Source organism: Cupriavidus sp. CP313 (assembly GCF_054072015.1).
In genome coordinates this window covers 120852-143968 of the sequence record NZ_JBSVZB010000001.1, presented here as the reverse complement: position 1 = coordinate 143968, position 23117 = coordinate 120852, and the positions used below count along the sequence as shown (strand labels likewise).

Sequence of the window (23117 nt, the reverse complement as noted above, 5' to 3'; positions counted from 1 at the left end):
TCACTCCGCAGCCCGGGCGTTTCCCTGTCCGCGGGCGTGCGGACACACCGCAGGCGGATCGCCGATGAAGCCGCGCGCAGACCAGAGTTCCGGGAACGGGATCTCGTTCATGGTCGGCAGGAGCCAGGCAATGCCCTCGGTGCCGAAATAGGCCGGCCGGGCGCCGAACGTCCGGCGTGTTGCCATCAGGTGCAGGTGCTTCCACGTGGAGAATCCCTCCGCGATATCGGCCAGCGTCTCGCCGAGCTGCTGCAGTTCCCGGTGCTCGTCCGGGTCGGCGTAGACGTCGCGCCAGACGTTCTCGACCGCCTTGTCCGGCGTGTAGGGCACACTGAAATCGCGGTCGAGTACCACCGCCGGCACGGCGAAGCCCTTGCGGCTCAGGTGGGCGAGCGCGTCGTCATACAGGCTCGGCTCTGCCAGCGCCTTGCTGAGTTGTTCCCAGCGCCGGGGTTGCGGCAGGAAGTGCTGCAGGTGCTCCCCCTGCTTGATGCCGAGCAGGTAGACCATCTGCCGGTACGTCCAGCCCTGGAGGGCGGTGTCCTTGCCGAACTTCGGGCCAACGCAGGACAGGATGGCCAGCAGGTCGACAGGCGTCATCCACGCGATGGAGCGCCATGTGGCATTGAGCGGCTCGTGGTGGGCGACGACGCGCCGCAGCGTCCGGCAGGCCCCGGTCAGGTCATCGGCACGCAATTGCGCCTGCGCGGCCTGTATTTCCTTGATGATCAGCATCCAGTAGAGCTCGGACACCTGCGCCGATACGATCCAGGCGTGCTCGCCGGGATGATCGCTGACCGGGTGCTGCAGCGAGTGGAGCACGTCTGTCTGTAACCAGTCACTGTATGGCGTATGCCCGGCTGGCGTTCCGGCCGGCGCCGGGGATGCGGGCTTGACGGTATCGTTCACTTTGGTCTCCTCGTGGTGGTGGGGTCAGGCAAGTTTTGTGGAAAGGCGACCATGCGCAGCATCGGATGGCTGGCCGGTCATTACCACAGGCTCTCCAGCAGCGCATCCAGCTTCGTGCCGGCATCCTCGCCAAGGTCGCCGACCTCGGAGGGATAGTTCTGCTTGAGCAGGGCCGCCATCTCGGGAAGCTTCGCGCGATCGAAATCGAGGTCGCCAAGCCGGCTCGGCAATTCCAGTGCGTCCACGGCTGCCTCAATGCGGTCAGCGAGGAATGCGGCGGGCGTGCGGCTGCCACGGTCTGTGGAGAAAATCTCAAGCTTTCGGCCATAGACGTCGGCGCAGGCGCGGATGACGGGCGCCAGCGCAATGCACGATGTCACGCTGTGCGGTACCCCGAAGGTCCCGCCGAGGATGTGCCCGATGCGATGGCTCAGGCCGTAGATGACCGAAGCAGGATAGAAGTAACACTGCCACGCGGCGAGCTGAAGCTGCAACAGGTCGTCGGTCGACACGTGGCCGCCCGCGATGGCCTCGGGCGTTTCGAGCTTGCGCGGCCACTTCTCCAGCACGGCAAGGAAGCGCTCCACGCCCCTGGCGGCCAGGATGGCGTGAGGGTGGTCCACGTCGACCCGGCGCATGCCTTCCACCGCATGGTCGATCCCCTTGATGGCCGAACTCAGCAGCAGCATACGTGGCGTGTCGACAATCATCCTGGGGTCGATCACCACCAGCCTGGGCGTCGTTTCGCGCACGGCATAACTGCGCTTGAACTTCTGGGGACCGTCCGTTTCCGTCACGCCGAAGTAGTGGGAGAACTCCGAACCCGACAGGGTCGTCGGAATCGCGGCAATGGGCAGGTAGCGGCCTGTCTGCTGGAAATGCCGGTAGGAGACTGCCTTCGCGGCATCGAGTACAGAGCCGCCGCCGAGGGCGATGATCGATCCCGCATTGGCCTCGATGCATGCACGCAGTCCGTCGCGTACGGCGAAATCGGGCACATGCGGCGGCAGGCCGGTGAAGGTGCCCACGCCGTCGCCGATGGCAGGCTGCAGGTGCTCGCGGTTCAGGGCCTCAAGGAATTCCACGGTGAACGTCATCGGACGGCGGATACCGTAGTTCCCCATGGAGGGGGCGACGGTTTTCAGCACGTCGTGTCCCCAGACAATCTCTTCCTGCGGCAAGCATTTCAACTGGTTCATTCCACTTCTCCACCATGTTTTCGTACGCGATCGGGGGCTCCGATCCCGAGTAGGAAGATAGGCGAATCGGGTTCGCGCGTGCGCGCGGGATTTGAGAACAGAGCGTCCAGGATTTTGGACGCCGCACATGTGCGAATGGGGGCCTGTCGTTCGTTGTTTCCGGACGAAGCTTTCAAGTTTTGCCGTCTTCACAAGGCAGGGGACGTGTCTATGATCCTTTCCACCGTAGCGACCCCCACCACGAGATCGGAGACATGAAGATGGAGGCAATCCAGATGACAGAAGCGCTGATTCGCGGACGCCACAGCAAGCGCGGCTTCCTTGACCAGCCGGTGCCGACGGAGACTGTCAGGGACATCCTGTCGGTCGCGAAATACGCGCCGAGTTCGAGCAACACGCAGCCCTGGCGCTGCTATGTACTGACCGGAAAGGCTCGCGAGAAGATTGCGGGAGCCGCGGTCGAGGCGTATCGCGCCGATCCTGAGGGACTGGCGCCCGATTACCCGTTCTTTCCAAAGGAATTGCCGGCGCCATTCTCGTCGCGCTTCAATACGTTTCGCGGGATGCTGGGCGATGCGCAGGGCGTGCACAGGAGCGATATCGTCGGGCGCCGGCGCGACGTCGAACGGCAGTTCCGGTTCTTCGATGCGCCAGTGGGACTGATCTTCACCATGGACCGGCGCCTGGAATGGGCCAGCTTCATCTGCTACGGCTGCTTTCTCCAGAACATCATGCTGGCCGCGCGCGCACGGGGGCTGGACACCTGCCCGCAGCAGATCTGGTCGCTGCAATCAGCGGTGCTTCGTGAAGGCCTCGCCATTCCCGACGAGGAGATGATCGTGGCCGGAATGTCACTCGGCTATGCAGACAACAATATTCCGGAAAACAACATGGAGCTTAGCAAGCTGGAACTGGACGAGTTCGTCTCGTTCGTCGATTGCTGACCCCCGGACCCGTCCGGGTCGCTCCTTGACCTGGAAAAGCGCGAAGAAGCGATAGCCATCGTTAGCGAGTCTCGGCAAGTTGCGGAGATGTCGAATACTTAACGTAGGCGCGCTTGACCGGCTGATGCGGATGCCCGGATGGCAATGGCGGTCATTGGGGGCGTCTGACCGTGGCACTGCGCGCACCCCTTGCAGTACCATGCGATGGAAGCAGACACCATTGGCCCAAGCCCAACCGCTACCAAGGCAGCCAGATGCTGGACCTGAAAGACGTTTTTCACTTCGTGCAAGTGGTCGACCGCGGTGGCTTTACGTCTGCCGGCAACAGCCTGGGGCTGCCCAAGTCCACGTTAAGTCACAGGGTCAAGGAGCTGGAGGCTTCGCTGGGCGTTCGCCTGATCAACCGGACCTCGCGCCAGTTTGCCTTGACCGACGTAGGCGCTGAGTTCTACCAGTACGCTGTCGCCTTGCTGCAGAGCGCCGACGTCGCGGAACAGGCGATGCGCCAGAGGCTCGTGGAACCCAGCGGGATCATCCGCGTGACGGTAGCGGTCGAGCTTGCGCAGTTTGCGCTGCGACAGGTCCTGCCGACGTTCCTGAGCAGCCATCCCAAGGTCAGCATCGTGGAAATCGCCACGGACAGGCTCGTCGACGTTGTCGGCGAGGGCTTCGACCTGGCGCTGCGCGGACATACCTCGGCACTGCAGGATTCCAACCTGGTCCAACGGCCCATTGTCAGGGCTCCATGGTACCTGTTTGCGGGTGCGGACTACCTCGAACGGATGCCACTCCTGGAGGCACCGGAGCAACTTGCATCCCATGCCATCGTCTCGATGGTGCGCAAAGGTCCGCTGCAGTGGCAACTGCGAGGCCCCGACGACAGGCTCGTCACCATCCCGATCGAGCCAAGGTTCCAGAGCAACAGCATGATGTCCCTGAAGGAGGCAGCCTGCGCCAACGTTGGCGTGGCAGCCCTGCCCGGGTATATCTGCCGGTCCGAGCTGCAGGCTGGCGTGCTGCGGCAAGTCCTGCCGGGCTGGATCGCCGCGGATGCGCGCATCTCCGCCCTCATGCCCTATCGGACCGGACTGCTGCCCGCGGTGCGGTCGCTGGTCGATTTCCTCGCCGCAGAGCTGCCCAAGGTCACCGCGTTCGACGGCCGCTGACCCGGCACTACCTCCTCTGCCTCCAATGCCACGCGGGCCACGCCCCGTGTGTCCCGCCGGGCGTTCCATATTCATGGACGCTGCGTTCGGCGCCAGCCAGCTTCCAAGGCCGAGCCGATCAACTATCGTTTCCAACCAGGGATAAGCCAACCGCAACGTCACCCTGGAGTGGAATCCATGAACCAGTTGAACTGCCAGCCACAAGACGCGATCTTCTCTGGCCACGACATACTTCCGACGGCTGTCGCGTCGCTCGACCAGCACGGCATCCGACGCCCATCCCGAACGACGGCCCCGCATTCCATGGGCTTGCGCAACGCGCTGGATGCCCTTGCCACGCGGCAAATCACCGCGACGGCATTGACGGAGCAGGCACTCGAACGCGCGGAAGCCAGCAAGCGGCTGCTCAATGCATTCTCGGCGATCGATTGGGACCGTGCCCTGAAGGCGGCCGCGGAAAGCGATCGCCGCTATGGCGAACGCCGGCCGCGGCCACTGGAAGGACTGCCCATTGCGGTCAAGGATCTGATCGACACCAAGGGCATGGAGACCCGCTACGGTTCCGCAGCCTATCTCGGTCATGTGCCAGCCGCCGATGCGGACATCGTGAAAACGCTGGTGGAGCGCGGCGCGATCATCATCGGCAAGACCACGACCCACGAATTCGCGTGGGGCGTGACAACCGCCAGCGCCAGGTTTGGCGATACCCTGAATCCGCTGGACCATACACGCATACCCGGGGGTTCCAGTGGTGGCGCCGCGGCGGCGATTGCGCACGGTGCCATCATGGCGGGCGTGGGCACGGATACCGGCGGCTCGGTCCGGATTCCCGCCGCGCTGTGCGGCGTCGTCGGATACAAGCCCACGCTCGGCACGTTATCCACGCGCGGCGTGTTCCCCCTGGCGCCCACTTGCGACCACGTTGGCCTGCTCGGCGAGCAGGTCGACGACGTGCTGTTGCTCGCCGATGCCATTGACATCAAGGTTCCCGAGAGCGATGCGTGGCTGTCCGCAAGGCTGGGCGTCATTCGTGACATTGCACCGGTTCCACTCAGTCCGGAAATTGCGGTGGCATTTGATGGCGCGATGAAGCGGCTGGCGCAAGTCTTTTCCTGTGTGAACGTCAGCACGTCCGGCCTGTTCGATGCGGTATTCGGTGCCTTCGCGAGGATCGTCCTGATCGAAGGCGGCATCGAGCATTTCCGCCGCAACGACTGGGACCGTATCTCGACGCACTACAACCCGGAAACCGTCGACCGGCTGAAACGCGCCGAAACCATGGACCTGCGCGCCTATGCGGCGGCCCAGCAGGCCAGGCGAGACTTCACGGCAAGGCTGCACGAGGTGATGTCGACGGTTGACTATCTCGTGCTGCCGACATGCCCGTGCACCGCACCGCATCTCGATGCCGGCACCGTCAGCATTGGCGCCTGGACCGGCACTGTCCGCGAGGCGCTGATGACCTATACGGCACCGTTCAATGTCGCGGGATTTCCTGCCATTTCGATTCCCCTGGCGACCGGCGAACGCAGCCTTCCCGCTGCCTTGCAGATCGTCGCGAAGCCCGGCGACGACGGTGCGCTGCTGCAGATTGCACAGCAGATGGAGCTGATGCTGCGAACGGGCACCGCCCACAAGAGTTGCTAGACGTCAACCCCAAAACCAGGAGACAACGATGAACGATAGCGCCAAACCTGAGTGCCAGGAAACCAGCAATGAGCCATGACAGCTTGACGAATATGGCGGCCGGTGCCCGCGCCGCCATCGCGGACCCCGCGCGAATCTCTCTCGTGGGTAGTGACGCCAACCCGCGCTTCGAACTGTTCCACGCGGCCAGTTCGCTCTGCTCGCAGAAGGTGCGCACGGTATTGTTCGAGAAGCAGTTGCCGTACCGTTCGAACAATATGATGATCCTCGGTTCGATGGGTCCGGATGGCCTTGTTCCAGCCGAGCACTACCATCCGCCCTACGTCCGACTGCGGTTGCTTGCACGCCGGGAAGTGGGGCGGGAACTTGTCAGCGGCTATAGCGGGCGCACTTCGGTGGAGACCGAAGGCTTTGATCCCTGCGCGGTCCCGTTGCTTGTGGACTACAAGGCTGGCCGTGTCATTGCCGATTCCAGACGGATCTGCTGCTATCTCGATGCGGTGTCGCGCGATCCCATTCATCTCGTGCCGGAAGATGCCGATGCGCGTGCCCAGGTGATGCATCAGGTGAGCATCGTCGATCGGATCCCGAACGGCACCTTGCTCTACGGCTTTCATCCCGATGCCGACCTGCGGCCTGAAGCGCTCAAGACGGTCATGGAAACGGTCTACGACTACAAGATCAAGGCGCTCGAAGCCATGATTGACGCCAATGCCGACGATGCGGAACTCGTTGCGGCGTATCGCGCGAAGATCGCGAAGGAGCGGGGCGGCAAGTCGGTCTGCCACGATGCGGCATTTCAGCGCGCCGCACGTCGGCACGTCGCGGGCCTCTTGACGGACCTCGACCATGCGCTTGGTTCGTCGTCACCGTACCTCAGGGGGGAATCATTCTCGCTCGGCGATGTGCTGTGGGGTGTCAACCTGGTCCGGATGGCTTATCTGGGGCTTGCGTCGATGTGGGAAAACCTGCCCAACGTCGAGCGATATGTGGATGCGCTGGTCAGGCGTCCGTCCCTGTGCAAAGAAGCGGTCCAGGCCACGGTCGATTCCATGCCGCCTTCGCGTTATATGCATGTCATGGCCGGCTGCGAGGAGGCGGTGCCGGTGTAGTTCTCCAGCCCGTTGGCACCGATCAATGCCGGTGCCTGTGGCAAGAGGCGAATGGGCGGAGACTCTGCATCTCCGCCCATTTGCTTTCTCAGGCTCTCACGGGCCGGATCCCGGTGGATGCGCGCCCTGGGGTATGATCGGAGGTCAAGATCACACCCACATCCGACCCGTTGCCACCGCCGGCAATGATTCGCGTTCCCATGCATCGGCGTTGCGGCACTGCCCGGATACGTCTGCCAGGCTATGACGAAGTCACCGGCTCAGGATCCATCCAACGCAGCGCCGCTGCATGAGCAGATCTACGCTCGGATTCGTGCCTCGATTCAGCAAGGGCAACTGAAACCCGGGCAGCGGGTGCCATCCTTGCGTGCGTTTGCGGGCGAGCTCGGCGTGGCGCGCGGGACCGTTCAGGTCGCCTATGAGCGGCTCTTGGGCGAAGGTTACCTGATCGCCAGAGGCCCTGCGGGGACGTTCGTTTCCGAGCAAATTGCGCCATCGCGCCCCCACCGCGTGGCCGCAGCGGCTGGCTCCAGCCGCACGCCACCGGACCAGGAACTTGCCGAGTTTTCGATCGAAACGGATGGTGGAATCCCCGCGCCGTTGCAACTGGGGCTTCCCGCGCTGGATGAGTTCCCGCGAAAACTATGGACGAGGTTGATGGCGCGGCAAATACGCAGCGCCGGCTCGCTGACCAGGCCGGTGTCAGCCGGATTTGGCCCGCTGCGGGAAGCGTTGGCCGCTTACCTGCAACGCTCACGGGGCATCGACGCCCAGCCGCACCAGGTGTTCGTCGTGCCGGCATATACGGCCAGCCTTGCGCTGATTGTGGATGCGCTCAGGCTGGCGGGCGCAAGCGCCTGGGTTGAGGATCCCAGCTACCCTCCGACAGCCCAGTCACTCAGGCGCCTGAACCTGCAGGTCCGGAATGTGCCAGTGGATGATCATGGCCTCGACGTCGAATTTGGGCGTCAGCATTTTCCAGAGGCGCGCCTGGCCATAGTGACGCCATCGCACCAGAGCCCGACTGGCGTGGCACTGACACTGCAACGTCGCGTCGAACTGCTCGACTGGGCCGGTGAGCGGCGCGCATGGATCATCGAGGACGACTACGACGGCGAGTTTCGTTACCGCGGCCACCCGTTGCCGGCCTTGAAGAGCCTGGACACATGCGACCGGGTGATCTATTGCGGCACGCTTAGCAAGGTGCTGTACCCGGGGCTACGGCTCGCTTACGTGGTCGTGCCACAAAGTCTGGTGCCGACCATGGATCTGGCCTGCAGGCGCACGGTGCATGGCGGCTGCCCCGAACTCTTGCAAGCCGTGGCGGCGGAGTTTATTGCGCAGGGGCACTTCGCCCGGCACATCAAACGCATGCGCACGCTTTACGCGCGACGACGCGCAATGCTGGCAGAGGCGCTGGCTCCATACAAAACGGACGGCTTCACTGTTTGCCTGCAGGATGGCGGCATGCACCTTCTGGTCGACGTCAGGGACGATCTTGACGATCTGGCGATGGCCCGTCGTGCGCGCGAGGCAGGATTCGCCGTCCATTCGCTGACCGCCTGGCGGTATGGAGCGCCAGGGCGGCGTGGCTTGATGATGGGCTTTACCAATCTGCGCAGTCAGACTGAAGCCGATCGCCTGGTTGCCGAGCTGATGCGCGCGCTGAAAGCATAGACGGTCGCCATCGGGGCTTGACAAATAACCAACCAGTCGTCTATTGTCATTCCCATCTGCTCACTTACTATTGCAACGTGCCAAGACCCGCTAACCCCGAAATCCGTAGCCGGCTGCTTATCGACGGTGGTCGTGTGATTCACAGCGCCGGTTTCAACGGGTCCGGCGTGCAGGACATCGTCGCTGCCGCCGATGTTCCCAAAGGATCTTTCTACAGCTATTTCGACAGCAAGGAAGCCTTTGCCGCAGAAGTGCTCGAAACCTATTGGGAGTCCATTGAACAACGCCATGGCAAAGTGATGTATGACGCGCGCATCACGCCGTTGGCCAGGATCGAAAAGTTGTTCGAGTTGCTGGTGGTGGACCACGCGGCACAAGATTTCAGGCTCGGGTGCCTGGTGGGCAACCTTTCGCTCGAATTGTCCAATACCAGCGGTGAAGTCCGAACGGCTCTGGAGCGCATTCTGGCGCGCTGGGAAGGCATCATCACAGCCTGCCTTGATGAGGCCAGGCTGCGCCAGGAAATGCCGGCGGACGGTGATTCCGCGCAGCTCGCGTCCATCATTATCGAAGCCTGGGAAGGGGCGGTCCTGCGCAGCAAGGTCGAGCGCAATGGCGACGCCTGCCGACGATTTCTGCAAGTCACCCTCAAGCGCTTGCTGTACTGAAATTTTTTTGCGGTTTTAAATAGACGACTGGTCATTTATATTCAAATCATGGCCTAGTTGAAAACGATAAACATGTGCCTGTTGACTGTGTCATCGCCCAACTACATTGAAGCCTGCTCAAACCAGCACGCATCGGCACCATGACCAAGAACCTGACGCTCAGACCTATTCAAGGCAACGCGCGCACGCGCCAATAAAGGAGTCTCACCATGTCTTCAGATCGCAGCCTCGACCAAGGCGTATCGCGACGTAACCTGCTGTTGGGCAGCGCGGCCGCAGCCAGCGCGCTGGTGGCTTCCGGCTTGCCCGGACCTGCGGCGGCAGCACCGTCGGCAGAAAAGGCGAATACCGCAAAGGCAAGCGGCAAGGCTTCAGGCAGCTACATCACGGCAAAGGACGGCACCCAGCTCTATTTCAAGGACTGGGGCGCCGGTCGCCCCGTTGTATTCAGTCATGGCTGGCCACTGAGCTCGGACAGTTGGGAGTCCCAGATGATCCTCGTTGCTTCGGAAGGGTACCGTGCCGTTGCGCATGACCGTCGTGGCCACGGCCGTTCAAGCCAGCCATGGAATGGCAATGAGATGAACACCTATGCCGACGATCTGGCCACGGTGTTCGAGACGCTCGACCTGCGGGACGCCATCCTGGTGGGCTTCTCCACGGGTGGTGGCGAGGTGGCCCGATACATCGGCCGGCACGGTACGCGACGCGTTTCAAAGGTGGTGCTGGTTTCAGCCGTGCCGCCTTTGATGGTGAAGACCGCCGCCAATCCGCGCGGACTGCCAATTGAAGTGTTCGACGGCCTGCGTGCCGCACAACTTGCCAATCGGTCCCAGTTCTACAAGGACGTGCCGGCGGGGCCGTTCTATGGCTTCAACCGTCCCGGTGCAAAGCCGTCGCAGGGGTTGATCGACGCATGGTGGGCGCAGGGCATGCAGGGTGGACACAAGAGTACGTACGACTCGATCAAGGCATTTTCTGAGACCGATTTCACCGAGGATCTCAGGAAGATCGATGTGCCTACCCTGATCATCCACGGTGACGACGATCAGATCGTGCCGATCGACGCCGCTGGACGCGCATCGGCAAAGCTCGTCAGGAACTCGAAGCTGATCGTCTACCCCGGTGCGCCGCATGGGCTCACCGACACCCACAAGGACAGATTCAACGCCGACCTGTTGGCATTCATCCGTAGTTGAAACGACGCCGCATCTGCCGGACCCCACGAAGGCGCCGGCAGACTGGGCTCACCATAAGAGGTACTTCCCATGTGCAACCACCACACCCCCTATGCAGATCCCGTTGATCCGGCTCTGCCGAAATCCAGCATTACGCTGGACCTGCCACGCACCGCGCTCGTCGTGATTGACCCGCAGATCGACTTCATGAGCCCCGAAGGCCGCAGCTGGGGCGTGGTCGGAGAAAGCGTGACGGAGCAGAACCTCGTGGCCAACCTGGTCCGTCTGTTCGAGGCCGCAAAACAGGCGGGCATCACGGTCGCCATCTCTCCCCACTATTACTTTCCCCATGATCACACATGGAAAGTGCAGGGCCCCGCCGAAATGTTCCAGCATGCCATCGGCATGTTCGACCGTCCGGGCGCGCTGAACCTGGACGGATTCCGTGACTCGGGCGCCGACTTCATGCCGGAGCTCAAGCCGTATATCGAGGATGGCAAGACCATCATCTGCTCCACGCACAAGCTGTACGGTCCGCAGGCCAACGACCTTGTCCTGCAGTTGCGCAAGCAGCGCGTCGACCAGGTGATCCTTGCCGGCATGGCCGCCAATCTGTGCGTCGAATCCCATCTGCGGGATCTGCTGGAGCAAGGTTTCGAAGTTGCTGTCGTGCGCGACGCCGTAGCAGGGCCGAAGCTACCGGAAGGCGACGGGTATCACGCGGCACTGGTCAACTTCCGCTTCATCGCAAACGCGCTGTGGGATACCAACGAAACCGTGCAGCGGTTGGCAGGAAAGATTGAAGCAGCCGCGTAGCGCCTTTTCATGCGCCAGGGGCGACAGCGCCTGGCGCGGCAATGGCAGGGTGCATCAATGTCTGGTTCAAAGAATGCATAGAGGCGACTCATATGCCTAAGATTCCTTCGCGCTACAGCTACTTCGCCTATGGCGTTATCCAGGCCGGCTTGACCTGCTCCATCGCTGCTGCCATCGCAAGCATTCCATTTGCAGAAGAAGGCCTGTTCTTTCAGCACTGGCTAAGGTCCTGGAGCGTTTCCTGGCTGACCATGCTGCCGGTCGTCGTGTCGGCCACGCCCATCATTCGCCGCCTGGTCGATCGCATGACAAACCACTCTTAGGTCATACCGTCATATGTCGATGGTCGATGGACTAGTTGAAAACGATAAACATGTGCCTGTTGACTGTGTCATCGCTCAACTACATTGAAGCCTGCACAAACCAGCACGCATCGGCATCATGACCAAGAACCTGACTCTCAGACATGCGGAAACGGAGGCCGAGATCCGTGCCTGCTTCCCGGTTATGCGGCAACTGCGCCCCAAGCTGCAAATGCCGGAAGACTTTCTCGACACCGTCATGCTGCAAAGCGGACAAGGGTACCGGCTGCTCGCGCTCTGGGACGATGGCAAAGCTGTTGCGCTGGCCGGATATCGGCGTCTTGACAACCTGATCCACGGGCGCTTTCTGTACGTCGACGACCTGATCACCGACGCCGAAGGCCGGGGGCAGGGTCACGGCGAGCGTCTGCTGCAAGCGCTTTGCGAGCTTGGACGCACAGAAGGCTGCCAGCGACTTGTCCTCGATACCGCACTCGCGAACGCGCTGGCCCAGCGCTTCTATTTCCGTTCCGGCCTGCTCGCCAAGGGCCTCCATTTCTACATGGAGCTGCAATGAAGCCCCTCAACCTGCTGCTGCTCGATTGCAGCCCGCGCCGTGACTATTCCACGAGCCGGCGCTCCGAGCCGATCTGGCGCGGGGATGCGGCGTTCCCTAACATGGAATCGTTCCACCTTCCTCAGCATGGAGAAGCATCATGAAGATTGTCATCATTGGCGGGACCGGCCTGATCGGCTCGAAGACCGTCGCCATTCTGCGCCAGGGCGGCCACGAGGTCCTGGCCGCCTCGCCCAGGAGCGGTGTCAACAGCATCACTGGCGAGGGGCTCCAGGAGGCCCTGACTGGCGCCCAGGTGGTGATCGACCTTGCCAATTCCCCGTCGTTTGAAGACAAGGCGGTGCTGGAATTCTTCGAGACCTCCGGCCGCAACCTTCACGCGGCGGAGACCGCAGCGGGCGTTCAGCACCATGTCGCGCTGTCCATCGTCGGCACCGACCGGACTCCCGAAAACGGCTATTTCCGCGCCAAGGTCGCGCAAGAAAAACTGATCGAAGCCTCCGGCATCCCCTACACCATCATCCGCTCGACCCAGTTCATGGAATTCATCGGCGGCATCGCCGATTCCAGTGTGCAAGGAAATATCGTCCGCCTTTCGCCTGGGCTGTTCCAGCCGATTGCGGCGGACGACGTCGCCGCCCTCGTTGCCGATGTAGCGCTCGCGCCACCGCGAAACGGCATCGTCGAGATCGCCGGCCCGGAACGAGCCCCGTTCAACGAGGTCGTCGCCCGCTATCTCAAGGCGGTTGGCGACCCGCGTGAAGTCGTGCGCGATCCCGAGGCCCGCTACTTCGGCGGCCGGGTCGAGGAACATTCGCTGGTGCCGTTGGGCGAGGCGCGCCTCGGGCGCATCGGCTTAGAGGAATGGCTGCGTCAATCGCAGCGACGATAGTCCGCAGGGCGCATGCCCACGTAAGCAGCACCGGTTTCGTCAGTACCACATTGAGCAGATCACCAGGAGCAAACATGACCCAACGTACGAATTACTTCCAGCAATCCCCGGAACTGTCCAAGAAGCTCATGGAGTTCGGCGCGCTGTTCCAGAAGACCACGATCGAAGAGCCCATTCGCGAGCTCGTCGAGATTCGTGCATCGCAGCTCAATGGCTGCGCGTTCTGCGTCGACATGCATATCAAGATGGCAAAGATCCACGGCGAGCGCGAATTACGACTGCATCATGTGGCGATCTGGCGCGAGTCGACGCTGTTCTCGCCGCGCGAACGCGCCGCGCTGGCCTGGACCGAGGTGCTGACCAGGCTTCCCGCCGACGGCGTGCCCGACGATATCTATGAGCGCGTGCGCACCCAGTACAGCGAGAAGGAACTGTCGGACCTCACCTTCCTGGTGGGGGCGATCAATACCTGGAACCGCCTGAACGTGGCGTTCCGCATGGTGCCTGGTTCGTCGGACAAGGCGTTCGGGCTCGACAAGGCCAACCTGGAGTGATGCCATGAAGACGGTCACTTCCGTTGCGGCAGCACTTGTGTTGTCGTGCCTGACGGTTGCAAAGCCGGCCGCCGCCGCGCCGGAGGCGAGTGTCACGCCCCTGGTCAAGGAAGCGTTGCCCGAATATCCGGGGAAGGAAGCCGAGATGATCATCGTGGAGTATCCGCCGGGCAGCGCCGATCCCGTGCATCGCCATGACGCCCACGCCTTCGTCTACGTGCTCGAGGGCAGCATCGTCATGGGCCTCAAGGGCGGAAAAGAGGTAACGCTCAAAGCGGGCGATACCTTCCACGAAGGTCCCAACGATATCCACACCGTCGGACGCAATGCCAGCAAGACGCAGCCAGCAAAGTTTGTCGTGTTCCTGCTCAAGAAAAAGGGCGCGCCGATCCTGACGCCGGTGAAGTAGCCGCCGTCCATGCAGGCACCGGCAATGTCGGTGCGCACTGTCCGGCCGGCAAGAGCGGCGCTACCGCATGCTCTTGCCGTGCCGCTGTTTTCCAGGGTGGCGTGAAGGGTTGGGACGGAAATTGATACTACGCCGGTTTCTTGGCAATATCACCATGACAAAACCAGGTCCTGGGCAGCGATCTGGTTAGTGGTGAGGGCGGTTGGCCGTACTGCCTGCCGGCAGTTCGGACCTCGGACCTGCGACCTGCCGCACCGCCGCGAGATGCGCACCATGCACCTGGGAAAATCGTACTCAATATCCGAGTTCACGTTCTGGTCGAGACGGCAACTTTATGCCTCGCTAGCATGCGGTTCGCTGGCCGTAGTCCTTTATCAGTTTTTCGGGCTGAAATGGCTGTCAATCCCGGTCTCGGTTGTGGTGCTGCTGGGCACCGCCACGTCATTCATCGTGGGTTTCCGGAACGTGCAGACCTACAGCAGGGCCCTGGAGGCACAGCAGATCTGGACTGAGATCCTGAACGGCAGCCGGTGTCTGGGTGTGATGAGCCGGGACTTTCTGGCAGGGCAGGCGGCCGGGCGGGATCTGGTTCTCCGGCATTGCGCGTGGCTGACGGCGCTCCGCTATCAACTGAGAACCCCAAGGATCTGGGAAAGCGCGGGCAAGGCATCCAACATGGAGTACCGGAAGTACTACCGTGTTCCAGAGTGGGAGACTCCATTGGACGAGGCGCTTGCGCGGTATCTGCCACAGGCCGAACTCGACTCGCTTGCGCACGCCGAGAGCAAGACAAGCCGGTTGCTGGGAATGCAGTCAGCGACGATCAGGCGGTTCCTTGACGCTGGCGAGATCGGCAATGCCTTCTATCTGGAGTTGGTAGGATCGATCAGAGGCTTCTTCGCGCAGCAAGGACGGGCGGAGCGTATCAAGGACTATCCGTATCCCAGGCAATATGCGGTCATCAACAAGCTCTTTGTCCGTACTTTTTGTCTGCTACTGCCTTTTGGCATTCTTACGGAGTTCGAAAAGCTCAATGCCAGCGTTTCAGGCGTCATGCATGGCAACATGATCTGGCTGGTCATTCCATTTAGCACGATGATCTCCTGGATGTATCTCGCGCTGGAGCAAGTGGGCGAAAGCACGGAGAACCCGTTCGAAGGAAACGCCAATGATGTGCCCATGGCACAGATCTGCCGGAAGATCGAACACGAACTCATGGACATGCTTGGCGAGAAGTGCGATATCCCCGCGCCGACGGCCGAGCACGGTATTATCCTCTGACCACTCAAGCTTATCGCTTTCCCACCTCCGACCATTTAGTCAGGCATCCTGTCCTGTCTGCGGGGCGTGCGTCGTCTTATCGCTCAGTGCGCAGCCGCAGCGGCGGCCGCGGAGCCGCCCCTGGCGGGCTTCGTAAACCAGATCAGCGGCACGAAGAACACCGCAAAGGCGACCGAGATGGCCACGGTGCCGGCCAGGAAGTTGCGGCCCTTGAACAGGCGCAGGTCGATGATCGGGTTCGGCTCGGTCAGCTCCCAGATCACGAAGAAGATGAAGCTGAGCAGCGCGACGATGCCCAGCCCGATGATGACGGGCGAGCTGAACCAGTCCAGGTCCCTTGCCCTTGTCGAGCATGATCTGCAGCGACGCAACCCAGGTGACCAGCGAGGCCAGGCCCACCACGTCGATCGACAGCTTGCGAGTCGGCGTTTCGCGGTCGCGGTAGATCGCCCAGGTAACGGCGGCGGCGAACAGGCCGACCGGCACGTTGATGTAGAAGATCCACGACCACGCGTAGCTGTCGGTTAGCCAGCCGCCCAGCGCCGGGCCGGCGATGGGGCCGAAATTTCCATCCGACCGACTTTATTTCTCGCGATCACAGGGCCGTGACGCGGCTGGCCGATCTGCCCCTATAATGCTTGATAACGCAACGATTGATCGAGCAATAAAAGTGACCCCACAGCCAGAAAAGTCCGACGCCAACGGCCAGGTGCTGCCGTTTCGCGAGTCCCTGCTGGCCATGCTGGGCGTGGCCTTTGTCGTGATGCTGGTGGCGCTGGACCAGACCGTGGTCGGCACGGCGCTGCCGACCGTGGTGGCCGAGCTGCAAGGCTTCGAGTACTACGCCTGGGTTGCCACGGCCTACCTGCTGACGTCGGTGATTACCGTGCCGGTGTTCGGACGGCTGGGGGACTATTACGGGCGCAAGCCGTTCGTGCTGGCATCGATCGTGGTCTTCTCGGTGGCCTCGGCGCTGTGCGGCATGGCGCCGAGCATGCCGTTCCTGGTGCTGGCGCGCGCCCTGCAGGGGATTGGCGGCGGCATGCTGGTCGGCACCGCCTTTGCCTGCATTGCCGACCTGTTTCCGGATGCGCATGTGCGGCTGCGCTGGCAGGTGATGCTGAGCGCGGCATTCGGCATTGCCAATGCGGTGGGGCCGTCGCTGGGCGGGCTGCTGACGGAGTGGTACGGCTGGCGCGCGGTGTTCTATGTCAACCTCCCGGTTGGCGTGCTGGGGCTGTGGTTTGCGTGGCGCTACCTGCCGCACCTGCGCCAGCAGGCGCACAGCGGGCCGATCCGAGTGGACTGGCTCGGTGCCTTGCTGATCGCAGCCGGGCTGGGGTGCGTGCAGCTGAGCGTTGAACTGCTGCCGGCGCGCGGGTTCGATGCCTATACCGGCGGCTTGCTGGTGCTGGCGTCGGTGGCATTGGTGGCGCTGTGGCAGTGGGAGCAGCGTTGTGCCAACCCGATCCTGCCGGTAGAGATGTTCCGCAACCCAGGGCTGGCGCCGTTGTTCCAGCTGGCGGTGTTCACGGGCTTCACCATGTTCGCGCTGCTGCTCTATGCGCCGCTGCTGTTCCAGGGCGGCTTTGGCTATTCGCCGAAGGAGGCGGGCATCCTGATCACGCCGCTGGTGGTCTGCATCACTGCTGGCAGCATTCTCAATGGCCGCATCGTCACGCGCATCCGCCGCCCGAATACCATGCTCTATGCCGGCTTCGGCATGCTGGCGGTGTCCTGCCTGGGCCTGTCGCAGGCCACGCGCAGCATGCCGCACGGCGTCTTGCTGACGATCATGCTGATCGGCGGGTTCGGCCTCGGCTTCATCATGCCGAACCTGACGGTGTTTGCGCAGCAGACGGCAGGGCGCGAACACCTTGGCATTGCCACGGCCATGCTGCAATCGCTGCGCATGGTAGGCGGTATGGTGGGCACCGCGATCGTGGGCACGCTGGTCACGCGCAGCTATACCGGTGGTGTGGAACACGCGCTGTCCGCCGCCAATGCCGGACAGTGGACGGCGCGCATGGCGGACCCGCAGGTGCTGATCGACAAGGCGTCGCAAGTCGCGTTGCTCGGCCAGCTGGAGCAAGCCGGGCACAATGGCGCCCTGCTGCTGCAACAGGCGCGCGTGTCGCTGGTCAGTGCCATCCACCTCGGCCTGGTGGTGGCTGCGGTGGCCGCCGCGCTGGGCGTGTGGTGCGCCCGCCGGGTACCGTCGATCAAGCTGACCCGGGCGCCGGCGCCCGCCATGGCCGCCGACTGACGCGCCGGCCTGCAATGTAACCTGAGGAAAACGGATGGAACTGGAGCGACAAAGCGTGGCCGTACTGCAGCAGTTCGGCCGCACCTACCGCGCCTACGCGGCCGCGTTCGAGCAGCGCCTGGGGCTGCCGCTGCCCCGCTGGCGCATCCTGCATGCGCTGCATCACCAGGAGGGCGCGATCGGCCAGAAGGCGCTGGCTGACCTGGTCGGCATGGACCCCGGCGCGCTGACGCGCCAGCTCAAGGCCATGCAGGAACTTGGCTGGGTGGAGCGCAGCACCTCGGAACGTGACAACCGCGTGACGCATGTCACGCTGTCACGGACCGGCCAGCAGGTGGTGGCGCACGCCATGCCGCTGCGCTCAGCCTTTCTGGAAGATGTGCTTGCCGAGGTGTCGCCGTCGACCATGCGCGAGCTGTCGCGCGGCCTGGCGCGGCTGGAGGCCGGCATCGCATACGCGCAGGCCCACGCGGCACAGGCAGCCGACGCCGCCTGATACGGCTGCGCCCGTGCCGCTGGCGCTCAGGCAGTCAGCAGCATGCCGTTAAGCGCCGCAAATTCGAACAGTTCCCGGTCGTTGGTGACGCCGAGCTTCTGCATGGCGCAGTTCTTCTGCCGGCTGATGGTCTTGACGCTGCGGCAGATCAGGATGGCGATCTCGCTCACGGACCGTCCTGTCAGGTACAGCCGCAATACTTCCATTTCACGCCGGGACAGGCGCTCCGCGCTGGCCTGGCCAGGTGCGACCGGGTTGCCCGGATCGGCCTGCGACAGCACTTCCAGCGCGGATTTGCCGATGTAGTGGAAGCCCCGCTGGATACGGCAAACCACGGTCACCAGTTCTGACAGCGGCGAGTCCTTGAGCAGCAGGCCGTGCACCTGGGTGTCGAGGATGGAGCGCAGCACCAGCGGATTGGTGATCATGGTCAGCACGATCACGGCCAGCGACGGATGCCGCCGCCGCAGGCTGGCAAGCAGGCGCAGGCCGTCGCTGTTGCCCTCGCCCTGCGCGGGCATGTGGTAGTCGGTGATCACGACATCGGGACGCAGGCTTTCCACGCTGTTCAGCAAGGCCGTCGCGCTGGTCACGCTGCCGCATACCTCCCACCCGGTCTAGGTATGCAAGCGGTCCGCGACGGCCGCGCTGACCAGGGGGTGGTCGTCGGCAAGCAGGATCCTCAATGTCATCTGGTTGCTCCTCGATTCTTGTTCGTGGCAGCGCCGGCATCAAGAAAACGCCGCACGTCAGCGAGACGTGCGGCGCAAAAACGACGCCAAACAATACGACGCCAGACAACTGCGTGCATTGCCCCGGGACCGGGCCAAACGGGAGACGGCCGGACCGCAGCAATGCCATTGCAGGATATCGGCAGCGCGGTCTGGCGAAACTAGGAGGATTCGCAAAGCGCCGCCGTGGCGCGGCGGCCTGCGCCGGCCAAAGTCGCGCGAGTGTAGCGCAAGGTCAGCGCTCGGAAAAATGTCTCAAGACTGTAATAAAAACGCCGCCGCTGCTGCGCAGCCAAAGAAAAAGGCGCTGGCGCCATGCGGCTGCCAGCGCCTTGCGGGCGCCTGTGCTGCGGGAGTTGCGTCAGGCCAGCGCGGGCTGCGCGTGGGCTGCGGGGCGCCCGTTGCGGCGGCCGTCGATGGCCTTGAGCGGGTCGCGCAGCACGGCGCTGCCGACATCCATGATGTCGCGCAGCACGCCCTTGTCGCCGTTGCGCTCCGGTGCCCAGAAATGCAGTGCGGCCCATTCCGGGAAGCTGCTTGGCGGTGCCAGCAGGCGCGTCTTGCGCTCACGCGTGACCAGCGGCACGTTGAAGTCCAGCACCGGGCAGATGCCCCCGGCTGAATGCAGCAGCGTGATCTGGGTATGCCATGACGGGACCACGGTCTCGCGATGCCCCGGAGTGCTGGCCTGGCGGCTCAGGAAGGTCCGCAGCGGGCTGCCGGCCTCGCAGTCTTCCTGCAGCAGGATCCAGTCGCTTTCGCCTTCGTCATGGCTGCCGCCGCGCGTGGCGCTGACCAGCCGGCGCGGCGTGGCCATGATGTTGTGCTGGCGCACGCGTTCGGGATTGTGGCCGCTGTCGACGACGAAGGCGCAGTCCAGTTCGCCGCTGCCGAGATGGCCGGCAAGGGCGGCGCCGGCAATCACCGGACGCGTGACAAAGCTGTCTTGCGGAAACTGCTCGCACAGTGCCGTCAGGATCTCGGTGATGACCGGGTCGCCGATCGACGATGAAAAGCCGATCGAAACGCGCCTGCCGTCGTCACGGCGCTTGCTCAGGCCAGGCTCGCCGGGGCGCACCAGCTGGTTCCATTTGGCCAGGATCTGCCGCGCCGTCTGCTCCAGGCGCAGGGCGTGCGGAGTGGGTTCGAGCATCCCGTTGCGCTTGACGAACAGCGGATCGCCGGTGATTTCGCGCAAGCGCGCGAGGCTGTAGGCCACCGTGGGCACGCGTCCCTGCGTGCAGGCCGCAACGGCGCTGAGGTCCCGGTATTCCATGACGAGGACAAAGACATGCAACAACTTCGTGCTGACGTGACGCATTCCGACTTCTCCCGATCCACGACTTTGCTTTCGTTTTTTTCTTGTTGGTCCGACGCGTACAGCGCTGCGTCGGACACGGGGCGCAAGAGCGGCCAGGTGTCAGGGCAATGATCCGGTCCCTGACAGTGACAGGCGCAAACGGCATGCACGGCGCGCGATGCGGGCATGTCCGGATGAGAACCAGGCGGGCAAAGGCCCGGGCAGGATGCTGCGAAAACGCATGGCACGACTCCTAAATGTCCGACTTGCGTCGACAAATGGCGCAGTGGCGACTCGATCCTTCAGGCCCGGTACATGTTGGCAGCGTGGAATGCGCACCGTACAACGTCAGGGTGGTGCGGGCTGCCTGGCCGCTCTTCTGCCGGCGCCGCCAGGGCGCCGCGCGAAGGCGTGCGAAATTTAGTTGTGCCGAGGAATCTTAATACATGCTCAGCGAAAGTCATAGAAACTTGAATTGATGGCAGTCTTCTAATTTTCTTTAGTACGTCTTTGTCTGTACATCAATACATGGCTTGAAATCGCGGTTGCGGGGCGATTCATGGACGACCACCCCGTGCGGAAGGTCGTCATGCCCATGTGTTATGGGGGGCTGGCATCTCCGTTTCCGCGATGCGCAGCGCCAATGGTCTAACTAGATTCCAAATTGGCTTAACGAAATTTGGCAATGCGCGCCGGCGCCGGCGCCAGCTTGCGCAGAGATAATTTTCTTAACTCGCGCAGCGAAGACACTAAATTGCCTTTTGCCGCGGCCCTGGGCTAACGTAGCGCCAGAGTCGGCACGGTTGGCGGCGCGGCTGGCGTCGCTTGTGGCCCGCCGTTGTGATGCGGAGAGATTCGTGAACAGACGGTATTCGGAAGAGCAGATTCGCAGCTACCTGGCCGAGGCGGCCAGTGGCGTGCCAGTGCGTGAGCTGTGTGCGCGCTATGGTTTCAGCGATGCTTCGTTCTACGGATGGCGTGCCCGTTACGGCCAGCCCAACCAGGGTGATGCGCGTGACGGCCGCAAGTTGCGCGAGCTGCAGGAAGAGAATGCCCGGCTGAAGAGTATGCTTGCGGACGCGCTGCTCAAGCTTGAGCTGATGCGCAACCGTACCGGCCGCCGCAATGGCACTGGCAAGGATCGCTAGCGGCGGACGGTTCTTGCAATGCGCCGCGGTGTCGGTTCCACATACCGCGGAGGGTTCTGGAGTATTGGTTTGACGAAGTTTCTGATCAAGGCGGGCGTGCTGGCATGCGCCGCCATGGTGGTTGTCCCGGCGTGGGCGGCCAGTGCTGCATCGGCGGCCGCGGCCGCCGGCACCCCGATGGTGGCCCCGCCGCCGCCTCGGATGCTGGACGAAGCCACGGCCGTGGTGGAAGGACCTGATGGCACGTTGTCCGCGTCACAGCGGCAGCACTGCCAGTCATTGCTGGACCAGATCAACGCGCTGCCCGGCGGGCCGCAGTGGTCCACCGGCAAGTCGTCGGTAGCCACTGCCGACGGGCGCACCTATCCGACACTGGAACGCCAGGCAGATCGCAAGCGCCTGGAAGAGGCGTATCGCCAGGAATGCGCGCAACAGCGCCGCTGAGGCGCCCCCCGGGCAGCAGGCCGTCACCTGCGAATTTGTGGAGAGCCGACGTGCACAGTTTCAAACACCTCTTCGCATGGTGCCTGGCACTGATGCTGATGGCGCCGCTCGGGCCAGCGATGGCGCAGTCCAAGCTGAGCAATGCCCAGCTTGACCAGCTGACCGCGCCGATTGCGCTGTATCCCGATGCGCTGCTGTCGCAGGTGCTGATGGCGGCCACCTATCCGGCTGACGTCGCGGCTGCGGCGCAATGGTCCAAGGCCAATCCCAGCCTGTCTGGCGATGCCGCGACCAAGGCGGTCGCCAGCCAGGCCTGGGACCCCAGCGTGCAGTCGCTGGCCGCGTTTCCGTCCGTGCTCGACATGATGGGCCGCCAGCCACAGTGGGTGCAGTCGGTCGGGGACGCGTTCCTGGCCCAGCCCAACGACGTGATGGATTCGGTGCAGCGGCTGCGGGTGCAGGCGCAGAAAGCTGGCACGCTGAAGACGACCGAGCAGCAGAAGGTCGTGACGCAGACCACCGGCGGCACCACGATCGTGCAGATCGAGCCGGCCAACCCGCAGGTGGTGTACGTGCCGGCCTACAACCCGACCACGGTCTACGGCACCTGGGCGTACCCCGCGTATCCGCCGGCCTACTACCCGCCGCCGCCCGGCTCCGTGTTTGCCACGGCATTGGTAGCGGGCATCGGCTTCGGGCTTGGCGTGGCGGCGGTCGATGCGATGTGGGGCGGGTTCGACTGGCATGGCCACGATGTCAACATCAATGTGAACCGCTACAACAACATCAATGTCAACCAGCGCCTGGACGTCAATCGTGCCAACGTGAACTGGCAGCACAACCCCGCCAACCGCGGCAACGTGCCCTACAACAATGCGGCGGTGCGCGGTCGCTATGACCAGCAGCGCCAGTCTGGCCTTGCCAGCCGCCAGCAGGGTGCGCAACCCGGCCAGCGCGTGGGGGCCGCTGGCGGCGGGGTGCAGCGCCAGCCTTCCCAGCGCGACCAGGCGCGTGAGCGCGCCGCGCAGTCGTTCGAGGGCCGTACCGGACAATCCATCCCGGGCCATGCGGGCGGGGCGGCAGAGCGCTCGCGGCCGGGTGCCGCCGGCGGTGGCGTGCAGAATCCGCGGCCGGCCGGTGCCGACCGCCAGCGCGCAGACCAGGCCCAGGCCCGCGACCGTGCCCACAGTGCCAACCGGGACAGCGCGTTGCGCGATGCCGGCAACGGCGACCGCGTACGCCAGCAGACCCAGCGCGCGGCGACGCCGCAGCGGGAAGCGCCGCATGCGCACCCGGCCGGGCTCCACCAGGACGGCGGCGCGCGCCAGGGTGGTGGACTGGGCGGCGGCGGTGGAGGCCGGCCCAGCGGCGGCGAACATTTCGGCCATGGGCGGAGGTAAA

At 63.5% G+C, this 23117-nt stretch carries 23 protein-coding genes and 2 pseudogenes; 20 read left to right on the top strand and 5 right to left on the bottom strand.

The features are described 5' to 3' along the window. Both ACW4E8_RS00670 and ACW4E8_RS00665 read right to left on the bottom strand, forming a co-directional pair. A complete protein-coding gene (locus ACW4E8_RS00670; RefSeq protein ID WP_456802750.1) occupies positions 1-909 on the bottom strand; it encodes a tryptophan 2,3-dioxygenase in 909 nt (302 codons plus the stop codon). Between the two features lie 80 nt (positions 910-989). Further along, the gene (locus tag ACW4E8_RS00665) at positions 990-2108 is read right to left on the bottom strand and encodes an iron-containing alcohol dehydrogenase (RefSeq protein ID WP_456802749.1); all 1119 of its coding nucleotides are present in this window, start codon (positions 2106-2108) and stop codon (positions 990-992) included. A gap of 260 nt (positions 2109-2368) precedes the next feature. Here ACW4E8_RS00665 and ACW4E8_RS00660 point away from each other — a divergent pair, with 260 nt between their 5' ends. From ACW4E8_RS00660 to ACW4E8_RS00590, 15 genes are all read left to right on the top strand, one after another. Then, positions 2369-3052: a nitroreductase gene (locus ACW4E8_RS00660; RefSeq protein ID WP_456802748.1), complete on the top strand. Its 684-nt coding sequence runs from the start codon at positions 2369-2371 to the stop codon at positions 3050-3052. A 254-nt stretch (positions 3053-3306) separates the two neighbouring features. After that, complete coding sequence (locus ACW4E8_RS00655) at positions 3307-4218, top strand: LysR substrate-binding domain-containing protein (protein ID WP_456802747.1); 912 nt, start codon at positions 3307-3309, stop codon at positions 4216-4218. 177 nt (positions 4219-4395) lie between these two features. After that, a complete protein-coding gene (locus ACW4E8_RS00650; protein ID WP_456802746.1) occupies positions 4396-5865 on the top strand; it encodes an amidase in 1470 nt (489 codons plus the stop codon). A 68-nt stretch (positions 5866-5933) separates the two neighbouring features. Continuing rightward, entirely contained in the window at positions 5934-6977 is a 1044-nt protein-coding gene (locus ACW4E8_RS00645) for a glutathione S-transferase family protein (protein WP_456802745.1), read from the top strand. A 243-nt stretch (positions 6978-7220) separates the two neighbouring features. Continuing rightward, positions 7221-8654 carry a MocR-like pyridoxine biosynthesis transcription factor PdxR gene (gene pdxR / locus ACW4E8_RS00640; protein ID WP_456802744.1) on the top strand — a complete coding sequence of 478 codons (1434 nt, stop codon included), beginning with the start codon at positions 7221-7223 and terminating at the stop codon, positions 8652-8654. Positions 8655-8788: 134 nt separating this feature from the next. Next, positions 8789-9322: a TetR family transcriptional regulator C-terminal domain-containing protein gene (locus ACW4E8_RS00635; protein ID WP_456802743.1), complete on the top strand. Its 534-nt coding sequence runs from the start codon at positions 8789-8791 to the stop codon at positions 9320-9322. Positions 9323-9531: 209 nt separating this feature from the next. Beyond that, the gene (locus ACW4E8_RS00630) at positions 9532-10521 is read left to right on the top strand and encodes an alpha/beta fold hydrolase (RefSeq protein WP_455287477.1); all 990 of its coding nucleotides are present in this window, start codon (positions 9532-9534) and stop codon (positions 10519-10521) included. 69 nt (positions 10522-10590) lie between these two features. Next, the gene (locus ACW4E8_RS00625) at positions 10591-11316 is read left to right on the top strand and encodes a cysteine hydrolase (protein ID WP_456802742.1); all 726 of its coding nucleotides are present in this window, start codon (positions 10591-10593) and stop codon (positions 11314-11316) included. 92 nt (positions 11317-11408) lie between these two features. Continuing rightward, positions 11409-11639 carry a DUF2798 domain-containing protein gene (locus ACW4E8_RS00620; RefSeq protein ID WP_456802741.1) on the top strand — a complete coding sequence of 77 codons (231 nt, stop codon included), beginning with the start codon at positions 11409-11411 and terminating at the stop codon, positions 11637-11639. A gap of 118 nt (positions 11640-11757) precedes the next feature. After that, entirely contained in the window at positions 11758-12195 is a 438-nt protein-coding gene (locus tag ACW4E8_RS00615; RefSeq protein ID WP_456802740.1) for a GNAT family N-acetyltransferase, read from the top strand. Continuing rightward, entirely contained in the window at positions 12192-12338 is a 147-nt protein-coding gene (locus tag ACW4E8_RS00610; RefSeq protein WP_456802739.1) for a hypothetical protein, read from the top strand. The genes ACW4E8_RS00615 and ACW4E8_RS00610 overlap by 4 nt, the downstream gene beginning before the upstream one ends. Next, on the top strand, positions 12335-13087 hold the full coding sequence (locus ACW4E8_RS00605; protein ID WP_456802738.1) for an SDR family oxidoreductase: 753 nt from the start codon (positions 12335-12337) through the stop codon (positions 13085-13087). The genes ACW4E8_RS00610 and ACW4E8_RS00605 overlap by 4 nt, the downstream gene beginning before the upstream one ends. 74 nt (positions 13088-13161) lie before the next feature. Then, positions 13162-13641, top strand: coding sequence for a carboxymuconolactone decarboxylase family protein (locus ACW4E8_RS00600; RefSeq protein WP_318232496.1), 480 nt, complete (start codon positions 13162-13164; stop codon positions 13639-13641). Positions 13642-13645: 4 nt separating this feature from the next. Beyond that, on the top strand, positions 13646-14050 hold the full coding sequence (locus ACW4E8_RS00595; RefSeq protein ID WP_456802737.1) for a cupin domain-containing protein: 405 nt from the start codon (positions 13646-13648) through the stop codon (positions 14048-14050). A 273-nt stretch (positions 14051-14323) separates the two neighbouring features. Continuing rightward, positions 14324-15331, top strand: a complete 1008-nt coding sequence (locus ACW4E8_RS00590) for a bestrophin family protein (protein WP_456802736.1) — start codon at positions 14324-14326, stop codon at positions 15329-15331. Positions 15332-15471: 140 nt separating this feature from the next. On the opposite strand, the pseudogene ACW4E8_RS00585 reads toward ACW4E8_RS00590, so the two are convergent. After that, a pseudogene (locus tag ACW4E8_RS00585) lies at positions 15472-15892 on the bottom strand (MFS transporter); the annotation flags it as partial. 178 nt (positions 15893-16070) lie between these two features. On the opposite strand from ACW4E8_RS00585, the gene ACW4E8_RS00580 reads away from it, so the two are divergent. Both ACW4E8_RS00580 and ACW4E8_RS00575 read left to right on the top strand, forming a co-directional pair. After that, entirely contained in the window at positions 16071-17597 is a 1527-nt protein-coding gene (locus tag ACW4E8_RS00580) for an MFS transporter (RefSeq protein ID WP_456803017.1), read from the top strand. A 34-nt stretch (positions 17598-17631) separates the two neighbouring features. Next, entirely contained in the window at positions 17632-18093 is a 462-nt protein-coding gene (locus tag ACW4E8_RS00575; RefSeq protein WP_010811054.1) for a MarR family winged helix-turn-helix transcriptional regulator, read from the top strand. Positions 18094-18119: 26 nt separating this feature from the next. Here the strand turns inward: ACW4E8_RS00575 and ACW4E8_RS00570 are convergent. Together ACW4E8_RS00570 and ACW4E8_RS00565 are read right to left on the bottom strand one after the other, a co-directional pair. Next, positions 18120-18785 (bottom strand): annotated as a pseudogene (locus tag ACW4E8_RS00570) (response regulator). A 400-nt stretch (positions 18786-19185) separates the two neighbouring features. After that, a complete protein-coding gene (locus tag ACW4E8_RS00565; RefSeq protein WP_456802735.1) occupies positions 19186-20145 on the bottom strand; it encodes a LysR substrate-binding domain-containing protein in 960 nt (319 codons plus the stop codon). An 836-nt stretch (positions 20146-20981) separates the two neighbouring features. Here ACW4E8_RS00565 and ACW4E8_RS00560 point away from each other — a divergent pair. From ACW4E8_RS00560 to ACW4E8_RS00550, 3 genes are all read left to right on the top strand, one after another. Continuing rightward, positions 20982-21272, top strand: a complete 291-nt coding sequence (locus ACW4E8_RS00560; RefSeq protein ID WP_035824154.1) for a transposase — start codon at positions 20982-20984, stop codon at positions 21270-21272. A gap of 69 nt (positions 21273-21341) precedes the next feature. After that, positions 21342-21716 carry a hypothetical protein gene (locus ACW4E8_RS00555; protein ID WP_456802734.1) on the top strand — a complete coding sequence of 125 codons (375 nt, stop codon included), beginning with the start codon at positions 21342-21344 and terminating at the stop codon, positions 21714-21716. Between the two features lie 50 nt (positions 21717-21766). After that, positions 21767-23116 (top strand): DUF3300 domain-containing protein, encoded by a 1350-nt coding sequence (locus ACW4E8_RS00550; RefSeq protein WP_456802733.1) that lies wholly within the window; start codon positions 21767-21769, stop codon positions 23114-23116. Position 23117: the final 1 nt, after the last annotated feature.